Source organism: Micromonospora cynarisoli (genome assembly GCF_030518815.1).
Lineage (GTDB): Bacteria > Actinomycetota > Actinomycetes > Mycobacteriales > Micromonosporaceae > Micromonospora > Micromonospora wenchangensis.
In genome coordinates this window covers 1,012,126-1,027,011 of sequence record NZ_CP130426.1, presented here as the reverse complement: position 1 = coordinate 1,027,011, position 14,886 = coordinate 1,012,126, and the positions used below count along the sequence as shown (strand labels likewise).

The window sequence follows — 14,886 nt, the reverse complement described above, 5'->3', positions numbered from 1 at the left end:
CACCAGCAGGAGCAGCCCGGCGGACCGGGGATCAGTCGGCGAAGGTGACAGTGGTCAGCTCGGTCAGGCCGGAGATGGTCAGGACGCTGCCCAGCAGCGGGTTCGCCACCACCCGCAACCGGTCGACGTGGGCGAACAACGCGGCGAGCGCGGCGCTGTCCAGGTACTCCACCCCGGTCAGGTCCACGGTCAGCAGGTGCCCGTCGACCACCGCGCCGGCGATCGCGGCCCGGAACCGGTCGGCGTTGCTCATGTCGATCTCACCGGCGACGGTCAGCAGCGGGGCGCCGTCAGGCTGCCGGCCGGTGGCCAGGTCCAGGGGCGTGTTCATGCGGGAATCCTCGTGTGCAGCTCGACGGTGGTGCCGGCGTCGGTGGTCCGGATGTCCACGTGCGACATCAACGCGCGCATCAGGTTGATGCCGCGTCCCCGGTCGTGGTCGATCTCGGGCACCTTCCACCGCCCGGAGTCGACCACCGTGACGAACAGCTCGGTGCCCGCGGCCACCGCGAGCAACCGGATCAGCCCGGGACGGGCGTCGCGGTGGCCATGCTCGACCGCGTTGGCGCACGCCTCGCCGGTGGCCACCAGCACGTCCTGGGCCAGGTGCGGGTCGGCACCGGTGCGGCGCAACCACTGGCGCAGGGTGGAACGCACCGGGGCCATCTGCGACCGGTCAGCGGGGAACGACAGCTCCAGCGGTGCCGGGTGGCGGTAGAGCAGCAGGGCGATGTCGTCGTACCCGCCCCGCGGGGTCATCCGCTGCATCACCCGGTCGGCGAGCTGTTCCACCCCGGCGGTGTGGTCCTCCCGGACGGCGGAGGCGGCCTGCGCGATCCCGGTGTCGAGGGACTGCCGGCGGCGTTCCACCAGGCCGTCGGTGTAGAGCAGCAGCACGGCCCGGGGCGGCACGATGCTTGTCGCGTCGGGGCGGCCACCGCGCGACGGGATGCCCAGCGGGCTGCCCCGGCCGGCGGCCAGCAGTTCGGTGTGGCCGTCGGGATGGGTGAGGATCGCCGGCGGGTGCCCGGCGCTGCTGTAGGTCAACCTCCCGGTCTCCGGGTCGAGGATGCCGCAGAACACGGTGGTGCAGGCCGCGCCGGGCAGCATCCGGGCGAACCGGTCCAGGGCGGTGAGCACCTGCGCCGGGCCGGACGCCTCCAGCAGCAGGGCCCGGCAGGCGCTGCGCAGTTGCCCCATCACGGCGGCGGCGGGCAGGCCCCGGCCGACGCAGTCGCCGACGACGATGCCGATCCGGCCGTCGGGCAGGTTCACCGCGTCGTACCAGTCGCCGCCGACCTCGAGGGGGCGGGTCGCCGGCTCGTAGCGGACGGCGAACCCGGCGGGGAGTTCGGCCGGGCCGAGGATGGAGCGTTGCAGGGCGACCGCCACCTCACGCTGCTGGTCGGCGGCGTGGGCCCGGTGCAACGCCTGCCCGAGCGCCCCGCACAGCAGCAGCAGGAGCATCTGGTCCTCGGTGCCGAAGCCCCGTGCCGGGTCGAGTTCGAGCCAGATCACCAGCGGGCCCTGTGGCGAGTCGACAGTGGTGCCGACGCCGGCGGGCCGGGCCCCGGCGGCCGGGTCGATGGTGATCCGCAGGGGTGGCTGCGCCCGCAGCGCAGTGACCGTCTCGCGGGCCGGGTCGGACAGTTGCCCCCAGTCGGTGCCGGGGGTGGCGGTCACCGTCGGCGTGCCGTCGGGTGCCCAGTGGGTGGCGACCGCCCGGTGGGCCTGCCAGAGCTGGCGCAGCTCCTCGACGCCGGCGCGCAACGCCTCGCTGGTGCTGCCGGCCCGGGACAGCCGCTGGTTGAGGGTGCTGAGGGCGGTCTCCCGCTGCACCGCGTACCGTTCGGCGGTGACGTCGCGGATCGTGCCGACGACCATCCGCCGTCCCTGGTCGTCGGTGACCGCGTTGAAGGCCACCGCCGTCCAGAGGCGGTGCCCGTCGCGGTGCCGCAGCGGCACCACGAACGATCCGTGGGCGACGGTCATCGCCTGGGCGAACGCGTCGGCCACCAGCCGGTTCGCCGAGGCGTCGGCGACGTCGTCGGGCCACCACGGGTAGCGGGGACGGTAGGGCAGTCCCTCGGGGCCGTACCCGAACAGCTCGGCGAAGGCGGTGTTCATCTCCACCAGCGCGCCGTCGGCGTCGAGGACGAAGAACCCCTCCTGCAACGAGTTGATCAGCGCGGTCCGCCAGTTGGCGTGGTGGTTGCGCAACCGGGCCAGGTCGACGTTGGCCCGGACCCGGGCCAGCAACTCCTCGGCGGAGAAGGGTTTGACCAGGTAGTCGTCGGCGCCGGCCTCCAGCCCCTCGACGGCGGCCTCCTGGCCGGCGCGGGCCGACAGCAGCAGCACCGGCACCCCCATGGTGCGGGGTTCGGCTCGCAGCGCGGCGACCAGTTCGAGGCCGTCCAGGCCGGGCATCATCACGTCGCTGACGATCAGGTCGGGCGGTACGGTCCGGGCCCGGGCCAGCGCGGCGAGCCCGTCGCCGACGGCGGTGACGTCGTAGCGGGACCGCAGCAGCCGGTGCAGGTACTCGCGCATGTCGGCGTTGTCGTCGGCGATCAGCACCCGGGGCCGGTCCGCGCCCGGCAGGTCGACCGGCGACGGCTGCGGCACCGGGCGGTCGTCGGTGTCGGCGGCCGGCAGCCAGCGCAGCGCCTCCTCGACGAACGGTTCGGCGCTGTCCGACGGCACCGGCGCGCCGACGCCTGTGACGACGTGCTCGGCGGGCAGGTGGGCGACGCCGTACGGCAGCCGCACGGTGAAGGTGGTGCCGACGTCCGGGGTGCTGTCCACGGTGATCGTGCCGCCGTGCAGGCCGACCAGTTCCCGGACCAGGGCCAGGCCGATGCCGCTGCCCTCGTGGGACCGGGACCGGGCCTGCGGCACCCGGTGGAAGCGCTCGAACAGCCGGGGGATCTCGTCGGCCGGCACCCCGATGCCGGTGTCGACGACCTGCACCGTCGGCGTGCCGTCGCGTTCGGCGACCGCCACCCGGATGCCGCCGTGGAAGGTGAACTTGAGGGCGTTGCTGAGCAGGTTGAGCACCACCTTCTCCCACATCGCCCGGTCGACGTGCACCGGCCCGGACAACGGGGGGCAGTCCACGTCGAGGGTGAGGCCGGCGCGTTCGACCGCCGCCCGGAACACGCTGGCCAGCTCGGCGGTGAACCGGGACAGGTCGACGGGCTCGTAGCTCGCCTGCATCCGGCCGGCCTCGATGCGGGAGAAGTCGAGCAGCGCGGTGACCAGCTTGCCCAGCCGCAACGCGTTACGGTGCATGACGTCCAGCTCGTCGCGGACCTGCGCGTCCCCGTCACCCAGCCGGGCCCGCAGTTCCTGCAACGGGCCGCTGATCAACGTCAGCGGGGTACGGAACTCGTGGCTGATGTTGGAGAAGAACGCCGTCTTGGCCCGGTCCAGCTCCACGAGTTCCTCGGCCCGCTGCTGCTGCACCTCGTAGGCGACCGCGCCGTTGATCAGGGCGGCGCTCTGCTGGGCCACCAGGTCGAAGAAGGTGCGGTAGCCGTCGTCGAGCGCCCGGCCGGCGCTGGCGGCCAGCACGATGACGCCGATGTCCTCGGCACCGGTCTCGCCGTGCAGCGGCAGCACCACCGCCTCGGTCGGTGCGGTCTGCCAGCCCCCGGTGGGGAGTTCGCCGACCCGGGCGACGAGGTCGGTGACGTGCGCGGGTCGACCGTCGGCGAGCACCTGGGCCACCGGCCACACCGCCGCGGCGGCGCCGTCGGCCTCACCGGGCAGGGTGCTGGCGGTCAGCCGCAGGTCGCCGTCGCGGGCACGCAGGTACACCGCCGCGTACGGCACGTCGGCCCCGGCCCGGCCGAGCGATCCGGCGACCAGCTCGCACGCCTCGCCGACGGTACGGGCGGTGCCGGCCTGGGCCCCCAGGTCCTGCAACGCGGCGAGCCGGCGCTCACCGATCACCCGTTCGGTGGTGTCGCTGACCGCGGTGAACACGCCGCGCACCACACCGTCGTCGTCGTGCAGCGGGCTGTAGGAGTACGTCCAGTACGTCTCCTCCCAGTAGCCGTGCCGGTTCATCGGCAGCAGCAGATCCTCCGACCAGGTCGCCTCGCCGGTCTCGACCACACCGCGCAGCATCGGCCCGATGATGTGCCAGATCTCGCCCCACACCTGGTCGCCGGGCTTGCCGAGGGCCGGGTGTTTGCCGCCGAGCAGCGGGCCGTAGGCGTCGTTGTAGAGGAACCGCAGCTCCGGGCCCCACCAGACGATCATGGGGAACCGGGAGGTCAGGCAGATCCGGGTGGCGGTGCGCAGGCTCGCCGGCCAGCCGTCGACCGCGCCGAGGGAGGTGGCGGGCCAGTCGAAGGCGCGCATCCGGGCCGCCATCTCGCCGGTGCCGGTGAACACGGAACGCCCCGCCTCAGCCTCGGCCATCGCCGCCCCGCCCTCCCGCACGTCTCGCGCAGGGACGACCGCGTGTCCGCGGTTCGTCGCCGGCCACCGGCAGAGTCTCCTGCCGTCGCGGCACAGCATGCCGCATGCGCGGCCGGAGCAGAAATCGGGCGGGGCGCGGAGGCGCGTTCCTTCCCGGCCTGACCCTCCGCACCGGACAAGTCGGTTTCGGGAAAGTTTCGGCTGTCCGACGCCCGGCGACCCGCGTCCCGCAGACGGGCCGACGCGCCGCCGGGAGCCGGTGTCGGGCGGTCGCATCGCCGTAACGACCAGGGCGTCACCCGACCTCCGAAACTTTCGGGCTATGCTGCCGACGGGCGCACGACTGCGGAGGAGATGGGCATGGCGGAGGACCGGGCGACGCTGTCGGAGATCGCGACCGCCGCGGGGGTGTCCGTACCCACCGTCTCGAAGGTGCTCAACGGTCGACCCGACGTCGCCCCGGCGACCCGGCGGCGGATCCAGGATCTGCTCGACCGGCGGTCGTACACCGCCCGCCGGGCGCCCTCGGTGCCCGGTGCCGCCGGCCTCATCGACCTGGTCTTCCGGGATCTCGGCAGCCCCTGGGCGATGCAGATCCTCGACGGCGTCGAGGAACTGGCCTACCGGGCGGGCGTCGGGGTGGTCGTCTCCGCCGTGCACGGCCGCAGCCGCAGCCGCCCCGACCGGCGGTGGATCGAGCAGCTGTCCAAGCGCCGCTGCGACGGGGTGCTGCTCGTGCTCTCCGACCTGTCCCCCAGCCAGCAGGGTCAGCTCGACGAACTGGGCATCCCGGTGGTCATCATCGACCCGGCCGGTCAGCCCGGCGCGGGCATCCCGTCGGTCGGGGCGACGAACTGGTCCGGCGGGGTGGCCGCCGCCGAACACCTGCTCGACCTGGGTCACCACCGGATCGCGGTGATCGGCGGCCCGCCGACGGTGCCGTGCAGCCGCGCCCGGGTCGACGGGTACCGGGCCGCGATGAACGCCGCCAACCGCAAGATCCCCGCCGGGTACGTCCGGCACGGCGACTTCACCTCCCCGTCGGGCTACCGGGAGATGAACGCCCTGCTGGACCTCGCCCAGCCCCCCACCGCCGTGTTCGCCTGCGCCGACGAGATGGCCCTGGGCGCCTACGAGGCGCTCTACGAGCGGGGCGCCCGGGTCCCCGACGACATCAGCATCGTCGGCTTCGACGACCTCGACTCGGCCCGCTGGGCGGCCCCGCCGCTGACCACCGTGCGTCAGCCGCTGGCCGAGATGGCCGGCATGGCGACCCGGATGCTGCTCTCCCTGGTGGCCGGGGAGGGGCTGGACAGCCACCGGATCGAGCTGGCCACCCCGCTGATCGTGCGGCACAGCACCCGTCGGCTGGCCTGACCGGCGGGTTCCACCCCCGGCCGCCTTCCCCGTCCGGCGCGCCAGGGGACCGTCCGGGGGGTACCGGTCGCGGGGTCAGCGCGGCAGGGAACGGGCCAGCCGGAAGCCGACGTCGTCGATGCGCAACGTCGGGTGGCTGCGGCGGCGTACCGACGCGCGGCAGCTCCAGTGCTCGTCGAACCAGCCGCCCCCGCGCAGCACCCGGTATCCGCCGTACACCTCGGCGTCGTAGACGTCCCAGCACCACTCCCAGACGTTGCCGAGCAGGTCGTACAGGCCCCACGGGTTGGGGGTGCGCCCGGCCACCGGGTGCGGCCGTTCGCCGGAGTTGTCCCGGTACCAGGCGATCTCGTCGAGCGGGCCGTACCGCGGACCGGTGGTGCCGGCCCGGCAGGCGTACTCCCACTCGGCCTCGGTCGGTAGCCGGTAGCCGTCGGCGCACGGGTCCCAGTCCGCGCCCTCCCCGTCGTCGTGCAGCCGGTACGCCGGGGTCAGCCCCTCCTGCCGGGACAGGGTGTCGCAGAAACGCACGGCGTCCACCCAGGACACCCCCTCCACGGGCAGCCGGTCGCCCCGGGTGCTGCTCGGCCGTTCCCCGGTCACCCGGGCGTACCACCCCTGGGTGACCGGTACGACGCCGAGCCGGTACGCCGCCACCCCGACCGACCAGCGCCGCTCGGTACGCCTGTCGGACAGGATCACCTCCCCCGCCGCGACGGTCACCATCGCGGTCAGCGCGTCGTCGTCCACCGCAGCCGAGCCTACCGAGGGCGCGGCCGGGTAGCGGCGTCAGCCGACGGCCGTCGCCGCGGCGCGACCGGCGGTGCGGCCGGAGAAGAGGCAGCCGCCGAGGAAGGTGCCCTCCAGGGCGCTGTAGCCGTGCATGCCCCCGCCCCCGAAGCCGGCGACCTCGCCGGCCGCGTACACCCCGCCCAGCGGTTCGCCGTCGGGGCGCAGCACCCGGGCGGACAGGTCGGTGTGCAGCCCGCCGAGGCTCTTGCGGGTGAGCACGTGCAGTTGCACCGCGATCAGCGGGCCGGCCGCCGGGTCGAGCAGCCGGTGCGGGGTGGCGACCCGGATCAGCCGGTCACCCCGGTAGCGGCGGGCCCCCCGGATCGCGGCGAGCTGGGCGTCCTTGCCGAACGGGTGGGTGATCTCCCTGTCCCGTGCCTCGACCAGCGCGGTCAGCGCGGCGGTGTCGAGCTGCGGCCCGTCGGTCTCGGCGGCCAGCTTGTTCATGCCGGCCACCAGCTCGGGCAGGGTGTCGGCGACGACGAAGTCGGCCCCGTGCCGCTTGAACGCCTCGACCGGGCCGGGCGCCCCCGGTCGGACGCGTTGCAGCACCTGCCGGACGCTGCGGTTGGTGAGGTCGGGGTTCTGCTCGGAGCCCGACAGCGCGAACTCCTTCTCGATGATCTTCTGGGTGAGCAGGAACCAGCTGTAGTCGTGGCCGGTGGCGCGCAGGTGTCGCAGGGTGGCCAGGGTGTCGAAGCCGGGGAACAGCGGCACCGGCAGCCGGGCCCCGGTGGCGTCGAGCCACAGCGAGGACGGGCCGGGCAGGATGCGGATGCCGTGTCCGGGCCAGATCGGGTCCCAGTTGCGCAGCCCCTCGGTGTAGTGCCACATCCGGTCCGGGTTGATCACCTGCCCGCCGGCCGCCTCGGTGACGGCGAGCATCCGGCCGTCGACGTGGGCGGGGACGCCGGTGACCATCCGGGCGGGCGGGGTGCCGAGCCGGGCCGGCCAGGCCCGCCGGACGAGGTCGTGGTTGCCGCCGATGCCGCCCGAGGTGATGATGACGGCCTGGGCGTCGTGCTGGAAGTCACCGACGACCTCCCGGGAGCTGCTCTGCCCCCGGGGCGCGTCGTCGGGGGCGAGGAGCGCGCCGCGTACCCCGGTGACGACGCCCGCGGTGGTGACGAGTTCGTCGACCCGGTGCCGGAACAGCAGCGTCACCCGGCCCTGCGCGACGGCCTCGTGGACCCGCCTGGCGAACGGCTCGACCACGCCGGGGCCGGTGCCCCAGGTGACGTGGAACCGGGGCACCGAGTTGCCGTGCCCGTGGGCCGCTCCCCCGCCCCGCTCGGCCCAGCTCACCACCGGGAACACCCGGTGGCCCAGCGACCGCAGCCAGGCCCGTTTCTCCCCGGCGGCGAAGTGCACGTACGCCTGCGCCCACTGGCGCGGCCAGTGGTCCTCGGGCCGGTCGAAGGCGGCGCTGCCGGTCCAGTCCTGCCAGGCCAGCTCGACCGAGTCGCGGATGCCCATCCGCCGCTGCTCGGGCGAGTCGACGAAGAACAGCCCGCCGAACGACCAGAACGCCTGCCCGCCGAGGTTGTGCTCCGACTCCTGGTCCAGCAGCAGCACCCGGCGGCCCGCGTCGGCGGCCTCGGCGGCGGCGACCAGGCCGGCCAGGCCGGCGCCGATCACGATGACATCCGTCTCCATGCGCCGACCCTAGGTAGCTTGGTGCCAAAATGATCCGTGCCGGGGCGCAGTATTCACCACCGGAATTGTCACCCGGATGACAAAGGATGGCCGATCGTGTCCGACGCCCTGCTCGACATCGAGCCCGGCCTCGCCGGGCTCGCGCCGTCGGTCGGCGACCGCCTGCGGGAGCTGCGTGGGCCGCTGCACGAGCGGATCCTCGCCACCGTCCGGGCCGCGATGGCCGGCCAGGGCCGGTCGCTGACCGGTGGGCAGGGGCAGGGCCTGGCGCTGGGCGTGCAGACCGCCGTCGACACCTTCGTCGACGCGGTCGCCGACCCGGGCCGGGAGCTGACCGGGACCCGGGAGGTGTTCCACGCCCTCGGCCGCACCGAGTACCGCGAGGGGCACCGGGTGGACGCGCTGCGGACCGTGCTCACCCTCGGGGCCCGCGACATCTGGGCCTTCCTGGTGGAACACGCCACCGCGCCGTCCGCGCCCGGCGGGCCCGCCGCCACGCCGGCCGGCACGGACCCCGGCCCGGCCCCGGCCGACCTGTACGTGATCGCCGGGGCGCTGTTCGGCTACGTCGACGCGCTGGCGGGGGCCGCCGCCGAGGGGTTCCTCGCCGAACAGCGCGACACCGCCCAGGACTGGGCCACCACCCGCCGCCGGCTGGTCACCCTCCTCGTGCAGCCCGACCCGCCGACCGGGGCGGTGCTGCACGCCGCCGCCGACGCGGCCCGCTGGCCGTTGCCGGCGACGGTGGCCGTGTTCAGCGTCGACGGCACCGACGCCGAGCACGTGGCCCGGAGCATCGGCGCGGGCGCGCTGGCCGCCGTCGTCGGCGACGCCATCCGGGTGGTGCTGCCCGAGCCCGGTACGCCGGGGCGGCTGGACCGGGCCCGGCAGGCGCTGGTCGGGCGGCGGGCCGCGCTCGGGCCGACGGTGCAGCGGCACCGGGCGCGGCTGTCGTACCGGCTGTCCCGCCGGGCGCTGGCCCTGCACCAGCACGGCGCGCTCGGCCCGGACCCGGTGGTGTCCTGCGACGACCACCTGCTCACCCTGCTCACCGCGTGGGAGCCCGGCCTGGCCGGGCACCTCGCCGGCACGGTGCTGGCCCCGCTGGCCGGGCTGCGGCCCACCACCCGCCGGGCGCTGGCCGAGACGCTACGCGGCTGGCTGCGCCGGCAGGGGCAGGTGGTCGCCGTCGCCGCGGACCTGCACACCCACCCGCAGACGGTCCGCTACCGGATGCGGCAGCTACGCGGCCTGTTCGGCCCGGACCTCGACGACCCGGACGCCCGCCTCCTGCTGACCCTCGCCCTGCACCAGCACCCGACCGGTGAGCCGGATCGTTCCGGCGACGGTTGAACCATGTGATCACGAAATACGAACCACTGTGCGTGCGTACCACCCGTTCCGCCGTACTGCTGGGGTTCCTCCTGGCGCTGCTGTCCGTACCGCTGGCCCCGGCGACCCCGGCCGCCGCCCACGCCGCGCTGGTCGCCACCAGCCCGGTCCGCGACGCGGTGATCGGCTCCCCGCCCGGGGAGGTGGTGCTGGTCTTCAGCGAGTCGGTCTCGCCGGTCGTCGGCCGGGTGCAGGTGCTCGGGCCGGACGGGCGGCGGGTCACCGCCGGAGAGCCGGTCGCGGACGGGGCCACCCTACGCATCCCGGTCCGGGTGCCGGACCGGCCGCTCGGCACCTACCTGGTCAGCTACCGGGTGATCTCGGCCGACAGTCACCCGGTCGCCGGCAGCTTCGCCTACTCGGCCGGTGCGCCGTCGGCGACGCCCCCGGAGCCGGTGAGCGTGGACGAACGACCCTCGGGCGGGTGGACCCCGGCCGCCCGCTACGTCGGCTACCTGGGCCTGGTGCTGGCGGTCGGTCCCACGCTGCTCGGCGCGGCGCGCTGGCCGCCCCGTCGCCGCCGTCGCGCGGTGACCGCCACCGGGTACGTCGGTCTCGCCCTGGTGGCCGTGGGCACCGCCGGGACGTGGGTGGCGCAGGCCGCGGACATGGTCGGGGTGCCGGTCGGCGACCTGACGCGCGGCGACCTGACGGCGGTGGCGGGCAGCGACGTCGGCCCGGTGCTCGGCGCGCGGCTGGCGCTGGCCGGGATCGCCGCCGGGCTGCTGGCGGCGGTGGCCGGGGGACGGGCCGGGCGCGGACGCCGGGCGGCGCTGGCGGTGGTGGGCCTGGCCGGGCTGGTCACCTGGCCGCTGGCCGGGCACCCGGTGGCCTCGCCCCTGCCGCCGGTGAGCATCCTCGCCGACGTGGTGCACCTGGCCGGGATGAGCGTGTGGCTGGGTGGGCTGTTCACCCTGGCGGTGTTCCTGCTGCCCGGCACCCACCGGCGGGTGCTGGGCCGGGTGCTGCCGGCCTGGTCGCGGTGGGCGACCGTCGCGGTGGGGTGGCTGGTCGCCTCCGGCGTCGGGCAGGCCGCGATCGAACTCGGCCGGCCCGGCGCGCTGGTCGGCACCACGTACGGGCGGCTGCTCTGCGCCAAGGCGGCGCTGCTCGCCGCCGTGCTCGGTGTCGCAGCCTGGCAGCGGCGGGCGGTGCGCGCCGGACGGGCCGTCGACCGGCCCGGGCGGGTCGCGCGGGCCGCCGGGGTGGAACTCGCCGCCACGGCGGTGGTGCTGGCGCTGACCGCCGTGCTGGTGCAGACCCCGCCCGGCCGGACCGCCGACACCGAGGCCGCCCGCGCCACCCGTGAGGGTGTCGCACAGACCCTCACCAGCGGCACCTACACCCTCCAGTTCGACATCTACCCGGTACGGGTGGGGGTGCCGAACTCGCTGCACGCATACGTCTACACCCCGCAGGGGCAGCCGCTGCCGGTGGCCCAGTGGACGGTCAGCCTCGCCCTGCCGGCGGCCGGGATCGAACCGATGACGGTGCCGGTGGACACCCCGGAGCCGCACCACGGCAGCGCCGAGATCAGCCTGCCGGCGCGCGGGGACTGGACGATCCGGTTCACCGTCCGTACCAGCGACATCGACCAGGCCACCGTCACCGCCACCGTCCCGGTCCGCTGACCGGCGACGCCCCTGGTGCGCCGGGGGCGTCGCCGGTCGGTGCCTTGGCCCGGCCGGGGTGGGCCGAGCAGGCGATCCGTTAGCCTGCATCGGCCCGGGTGTCCCCGGGCGGAGGGAGGACACCATGAGCACACACCCGTCCCGGCACGTCGCGCAGGAGCGGGACGCCGCCGATCCGCTCGCCGGCCTGCGGGACCGGTTCGTGGTGGACGACCTGCTCTACCTCGACGGCAACTCGCTGGGTCGGCTGCCGGCCGCCACCGGCGACCACTTGGCCGGGCTGGTCCGTGGCGGGTGGGGCACCGAGCTGGTCCGCAGCTGGCCGACCTGGATCGAGTGGCCGCGCCGCATCGGTGACCGGATCGCCGCCCACGCGCTGGGTGCCCGCGACGGCGAGGTGATCGTCTCCGACTCCACCTCGGTCAACCTCTACAAGCTGGCCGCCGCCGCCCTCGACGCCCGGCCGGGCCGGGGCACGATCCTGGCCGACGCCGAGGAGTTCCCCACCGACCGGTACCTGCTGGAGGGGCTGGCCGCCCAGCGCGGGCACACCCTGCGGCTGCTCCCCTCCGACCTCGACGAAGGGCTGGACCCGGAGACCCTGGCGGCGGCGCTGACCGAGGACGTGGCGCTGGTGGTGCTGTCGGCGGTGTCGTACCGCTGCGGGGCCCTGCTGGACGTCGCGGCGGTGACCGAGGCGGCCCGCCGGGTCGGCGCGCTGGTGCTGTGGGACCTGTCGCACGCGGTCGGCTCGGTGCCGCTGGACCTGACCGCAGCCGGGGCCGACCTGGCGGTCGGCTGCACCTACAAGTACCTCAACGGCGGCCCCGGCGCGCCGGCCTTCCTCTACGTCCGGCGGGAGCTGCAGGAGTCGTTGCGGCAGCCGATCTGGGGCTGGTTCGGCCAGCGCGACCAGTTCCGGATGGGCGCCGGCTACGATCCCGCGCCCGGCCCGGAGCGGTTCCTGGTGGGCACCCCGCCGGTGCTCGGGATGGCCGCCCTCGCCCCGGCCCTGGACGTGCTGGCCGACGCCGGAATGGACCGAGTCCGGGAGAAGTCGGTACGCCTCGGCGAGCTGATCGTCGAGTTGGCCGACGCCTGGCTCGTCCCGCACGGTTTCCGGCTCGCCTCGCCGCGCGACCCGGACCGGCGCGGCGGGCACGTGTCGCTGTACCACCCGGAGGGGTTGCGGATCTCCCGCGCCCTGGTCGACGCCGGGGTGGTCGGCGACTACCGGGTGCCGGACCGGCTGCGGCTCGGTCCGGCGGCGCTCTACACCCGTCACGTCGACGTGTGGGACGCGATGGACCGGCTACGGGACATCGCCGAGCGGCGGGCCTGGACCGGCGTGCCGGCGGAGCCGTCCCGGGTCACCTGAGCCGATCCGGGCAGATCCCGGATTCTCCCCGCCCCGCCGCCGACTTCGTATCAGCATGTCGGGTGGAGGCGGGGGGTGGCGTGGACGTCCTGGTCCTGATCGTGGTGCTGGCCGCCACCGTGCTGGTCGGCACCACCATCGGCGGCCGGTACCGGGTCGCCCCGCCGGTGCTGCTGATCACCATGGGCGGCCTGCTGGCGCTGCTGCCCCCGCTGTCGGACGTGGTGCTCGAACCCGAGGTGGTGCTGCTGCTCTTCCTGCCGGCCGTGCTCTACCGGGAGAGCCTGGTGATCAGCCTGCGGGAGATCCGGTCGAACCTGCTGGTGATCGCCTCGCTGGCGGTGGCGCTGGTGGTGGTGACCATGGTGGCGGTGGCGCTGGTGGCCAAGGCGTTGGGGATGAGCCCGCAGGCGGCCTGGGTGCTGGGGGCGGTGCTCGCCCCCACCGACGCGGCGGCGGTGGCCGGCCTGGCCAAGCGGATGCCCCGCCGCATCCTGACCACGTTGCGGGCGGAGAGCCTGGTCAACGACGGCACCGCGCTGGTGCTGTTCTCGGTCACCGTCGGCCTGATCGTCGGCGGCGCCGCGCCCGGGGTGCTCGGATTCCTGGGCCGGTTCGTCGGCTCGGCCGGGGGCGGGCTCGCCGCCGGTCTGGCCGTCGGGCTGGTGGTGGTGCTGATCCGCCGCCGGCTGGACGACCCGCTGCGCGAGGGTGCGCTGAGCGTGCTCACCCCGTTCGCCGCGTTCCTGCTGGCCGAGGTGGTGCACGCCAGCGGGGTGCTCGCCGTCGTGGTCGCCGGGCTGCTGCTGTCGTACGCCGGGCCGAGGGTGATCCGGGCCCGTTCCCGGGTGCTGGCGTACGCCTTCTGGGACCTGTCCACCTTCCTGATCAACGGGGCGCTGTTCGTGCTGCTGGGGATGCAGATCCCCCGGGCGGTGAACCACGTGACCAGCACCTCGCTGGGGCAGTCGGTGGCGATCGCCGCCTCGGTGACGCTGATGGTGGTGGTCGTCCGGCTGGTGTGGTTGCAACTGTTCTCCTACGGCCTGCCGGTGGTGGGCCGGGGCGCCACGGTGAGCCGACGGGTCCGGGTGGCGGCCGGCTGGGCGGGGTTCCGGGGGGCGGTGTCGCTGGCCGCCGCCCTCGCGGTGCCGGTCACCACGGCCACCACGCACACGCCGGTGCCGGAACGGGATCTGATCATCTTCTGCACCGCGGTGGCGATCGTGTCGATCATGCTGGTGCAGGGCACCACCCTGCCGGCGGTGGCCCGCTGGGCGGGACTGCGGGGCGACGAGGCACGCGGGGACGAGGTGCGGCACGCCCGCCGTCGGGCCACCGAGGTGGCGTTGGCGGCGCTGCCGGGCGTCGCCGCCGACCTCGACGTCGAGCCGGCGGCGGTGGACCGGTTGCGCGCCGACTACCAGCGCCACCTGGACCTGGTGCGGGAGTCCGGTGGCGGGCCCGAGGCCGACCGGGCACAGGAGTCGGACGCCCGGCTGCGGTTGGCGGTGCTGGAACACAAGCGCCGCGAGGTGACCCGGCTGCGTGACAACAACGAGATCGACGACAGCGTGCTGCGCGAGGTGCAGGCGGCGCTGGACATCGAGGAGATCCGCCTGCTCGGCCCCCAGACCGAGGACTGAGCACCACGGTTCCCGATCCGCCGGACAGCCGCGGCGAGCCGCCCGCGCCCACCATCAGCACCTCGGCCTGGCGACGGCATCGACTCGACCTCGCCTGGGCCTACACCCGGTTGCGGCGGTGACGAGTTGGCGAAGCTGGCCGACCTGATGGGTTGCGCCCGCTGACTGGTACACCACGTCCGAGTCAGTGACACGCCGTCATCGGATCGTACCAATCGCGCCTTTCTGATTACCCTTGGTCACGCCAGCCTATGGTCCGGTGGCCTGACCGTCGATCTCAGCCACCGTCGTCGGGCGCGGCGGCGGTGTTCTTTCACGGGCACGCCGTCACGCCCCTGCCAACGGAGGTGGGGATGCGGGACCAGGGCGAGCCGGCACCGAGTCGGGGCGAGCGGATCCAGGCTGCGGAACACGAGGCGGCGAGGCAACGACTCCTCGCGCAGGCCGAGGCCGAACGGATACCGGCCGAGGAGACGACCCGGGCGCTACCGGACCGGCGGTGGCGTCATGGACAGTAGCGAGCTGTTGCCGATGGGCGGCGGGTCGAGTATCGGCGGGGGCGGCGGCACGGCCCGTCGGCAGCGGG

Annotated in this window: 10 protein-coding genes; 6 read left to right on the top strand and 4 right to left on the bottom strand. The window is 74.8% G+C overall.

Going from position 1 to position 14,886, the window contains the following annotated elements; translation table 11 throughout:
• Positions 1 to 31: 31 nt before the first annotated feature.
• Together Q2K16_RS04135 and Q2K16_RS04130 are read right to left on the bottom strand one after the other, a co-directional pair.
• A complete protein-coding gene (locus Q2K16_RS04135; protein ID WP_302743616.1) occupies positions 32 to 331 on the bottom strand; it encodes an STAS domain-containing protein in 300 nt (99 codons plus the stop codon).
• The gene (locus Q2K16_RS04130; protein WP_302743615.1) at positions 328 to 4,428 is read right to left on the bottom strand and encodes a SpoIIE family protein phosphatase; all 4,101 of its coding nucleotides are present in this window, start codon (positions 4,426 to 4,428) and stop codon (positions 328 to 330) included. The genes Q2K16_RS04135 and Q2K16_RS04130 overlap by 4 nt, the downstream gene beginning before the upstream one ends.
• A gap of 360 nt (positions 4,429 to 4,788) precedes the next feature.
• Here Q2K16_RS04130 and Q2K16_RS04125 point away from each other — a divergent pair, with 360 nt between their 5' ends.
• The gene (locus Q2K16_RS04125; protein ID WP_088647449.1) at positions 4,789 to 5,805 is read left to right on the top strand and encodes a LacI family DNA-binding transcriptional regulator; all 1,017 of its coding nucleotides are present in this window, start codon (positions 4,789 to 4,791) and stop codon (positions 5,803 to 5,805) included.
• A gap of 75 nt (positions 5,806 to 5,880) precedes the next feature.
• On the opposite strand, the gene Q2K16_RS04120 is transcribed toward Q2K16_RS04125, so the two are convergent.
• Positions 5,881 to 6,531: a formylglycine-generating enzyme family protein gene (locus Q2K16_RS04120; RefSeq protein WP_302746358.1), complete on the bottom strand. Its 651-nt coding sequence runs from the start codon at positions 6,529 to 6,531 to the stop codon at positions 5,881 to 5,883.
• A 63-nt stretch (positions 6,532 to 6,594) separates the two neighbouring features.
• Entirely contained in the window at positions 6,595 to 8,253 is a 1,659-nt protein-coding gene (locus Q2K16_RS04115; RefSeq protein WP_302743614.1) for an FAD-binding dehydrogenase, read from the bottom strand.
• 96 nt (positions 8,254 to 8,349) lie between these two features.
• Between Q2K16_RS04115 and Q2K16_RS04110 the strand changes: the two genes are divergently transcribed.
• From Q2K16_RS04110 to Q2K16_RS04090, 5 genes are all read left to right on the top strand, one after another.
• Positions 8,350 to 9,606 (top strand): PucR family transcriptional regulator, encoded by a 1,257-nt coding sequence (locus Q2K16_RS04110; RefSeq protein ID WP_302743613.1) that lies wholly within the window; start codon positions 8,350 to 8,352, stop codon positions 9,604 to 9,606.
• A gap of 32 nt (positions 9,607 to 9,638) precedes the next feature.
• On the top strand, positions 9,639 to 11,276 hold the full coding sequence (locus Q2K16_RS04105) for a copper resistance CopC/CopD family protein (protein ID WP_302743612.1): 1,638 nt from the start codon (positions 9,639 to 9,641) through the stop codon (positions 11,274 to 11,276).
• Positions 11,277 to 11,400: 124 nt separating this feature from the next.
• Positions 11,401 to 12,654, top strand: coding sequence for a kynureninase (gene kynU / locus Q2K16_RS04100; RefSeq protein WP_302743611.1), 1,254 nt, complete (start codon positions 11,401 to 11,403; stop codon positions 12,652 to 12,654).
• An 80-nt stretch (positions 12,655 to 12,734) separates the two neighbouring features.
• Positions 12,735 to 14,300 carry a Na+/H+ antiporter gene (locus Q2K16_RS04095; RefSeq protein ID WP_302743610.1) on the top strand — a complete coding sequence of 522 codons (1,566 nt, stop codon included), beginning with the start codon at positions 12,735 to 12,737 and terminating at the stop codon, positions 14,298 to 14,300.
• Positions 14,301 to 14,653: 353 nt separating this feature from the next.
• The gene (locus tag Q2K16_RS04090) at positions 14,654 to 14,818 is read left to right on the top strand and encodes a hypothetical protein (RefSeq protein WP_302743609.1); all 165 of its coding nucleotides are present in this window, start codon (positions 14,654 to 14,656) and stop codon (positions 14,816 to 14,818) included.
• Positions 14,819 to 14,886 lie beyond the last annotated feature (68 nt).

Bases quoted from the DNA above. Each gene is read 5' to 3' on its own strand.
- Q2K16_RS04135 (WP_302743616.1), bottom strand. From the start codon at position 331: ATGAACACGCCCCTGGACCTGGCCACCGGCCGGCAGCCTGACGGCGCC.
- Q2K16_RS04130 (WP_302743615.1), bottom strand. From the start codon at position 4,428: ATGGCCGAGGCTGAGGCGGGGCGTTCCGTGTTCACCGGCACCGGCGAG.
- Q2K16_RS04125 (WP_088647449.1), top strand. From the start codon at position 4,789: ATGGCGGAGGACCGGGCGACGCTGTCGGAGATCGCGACCGCCGCGGGG.
- Q2K16_RS04120 (WP_302746358.1), bottom strand. From the start codon at position 6,531: ATGGTGACCGTCGCGGCGGGGGAGGTGATCCTGTCCGACAGGCGTACC.
- Q2K16_RS04115 (WP_302743614.1), bottom strand. From the start codon at position 8,253: ATGGAGACGGATGTCATCGTGATCGGCGCCGGCCTGGCCGGCCTGGTC.
- kynU (WP_302743611.1), top strand. From the start codon at position 11,401: ATGAGCACACACCCGTCCCGGCACGTCGCGCAGGAGCGGGACGCCGCC.
- Q2K16_RS04090 (WP_302743609.1), top strand. From the start codon at position 14,654: ATGCGGGACCAGGGCGAGCCGGCACCGAGTCGGGGCGAGCGGATCCAG.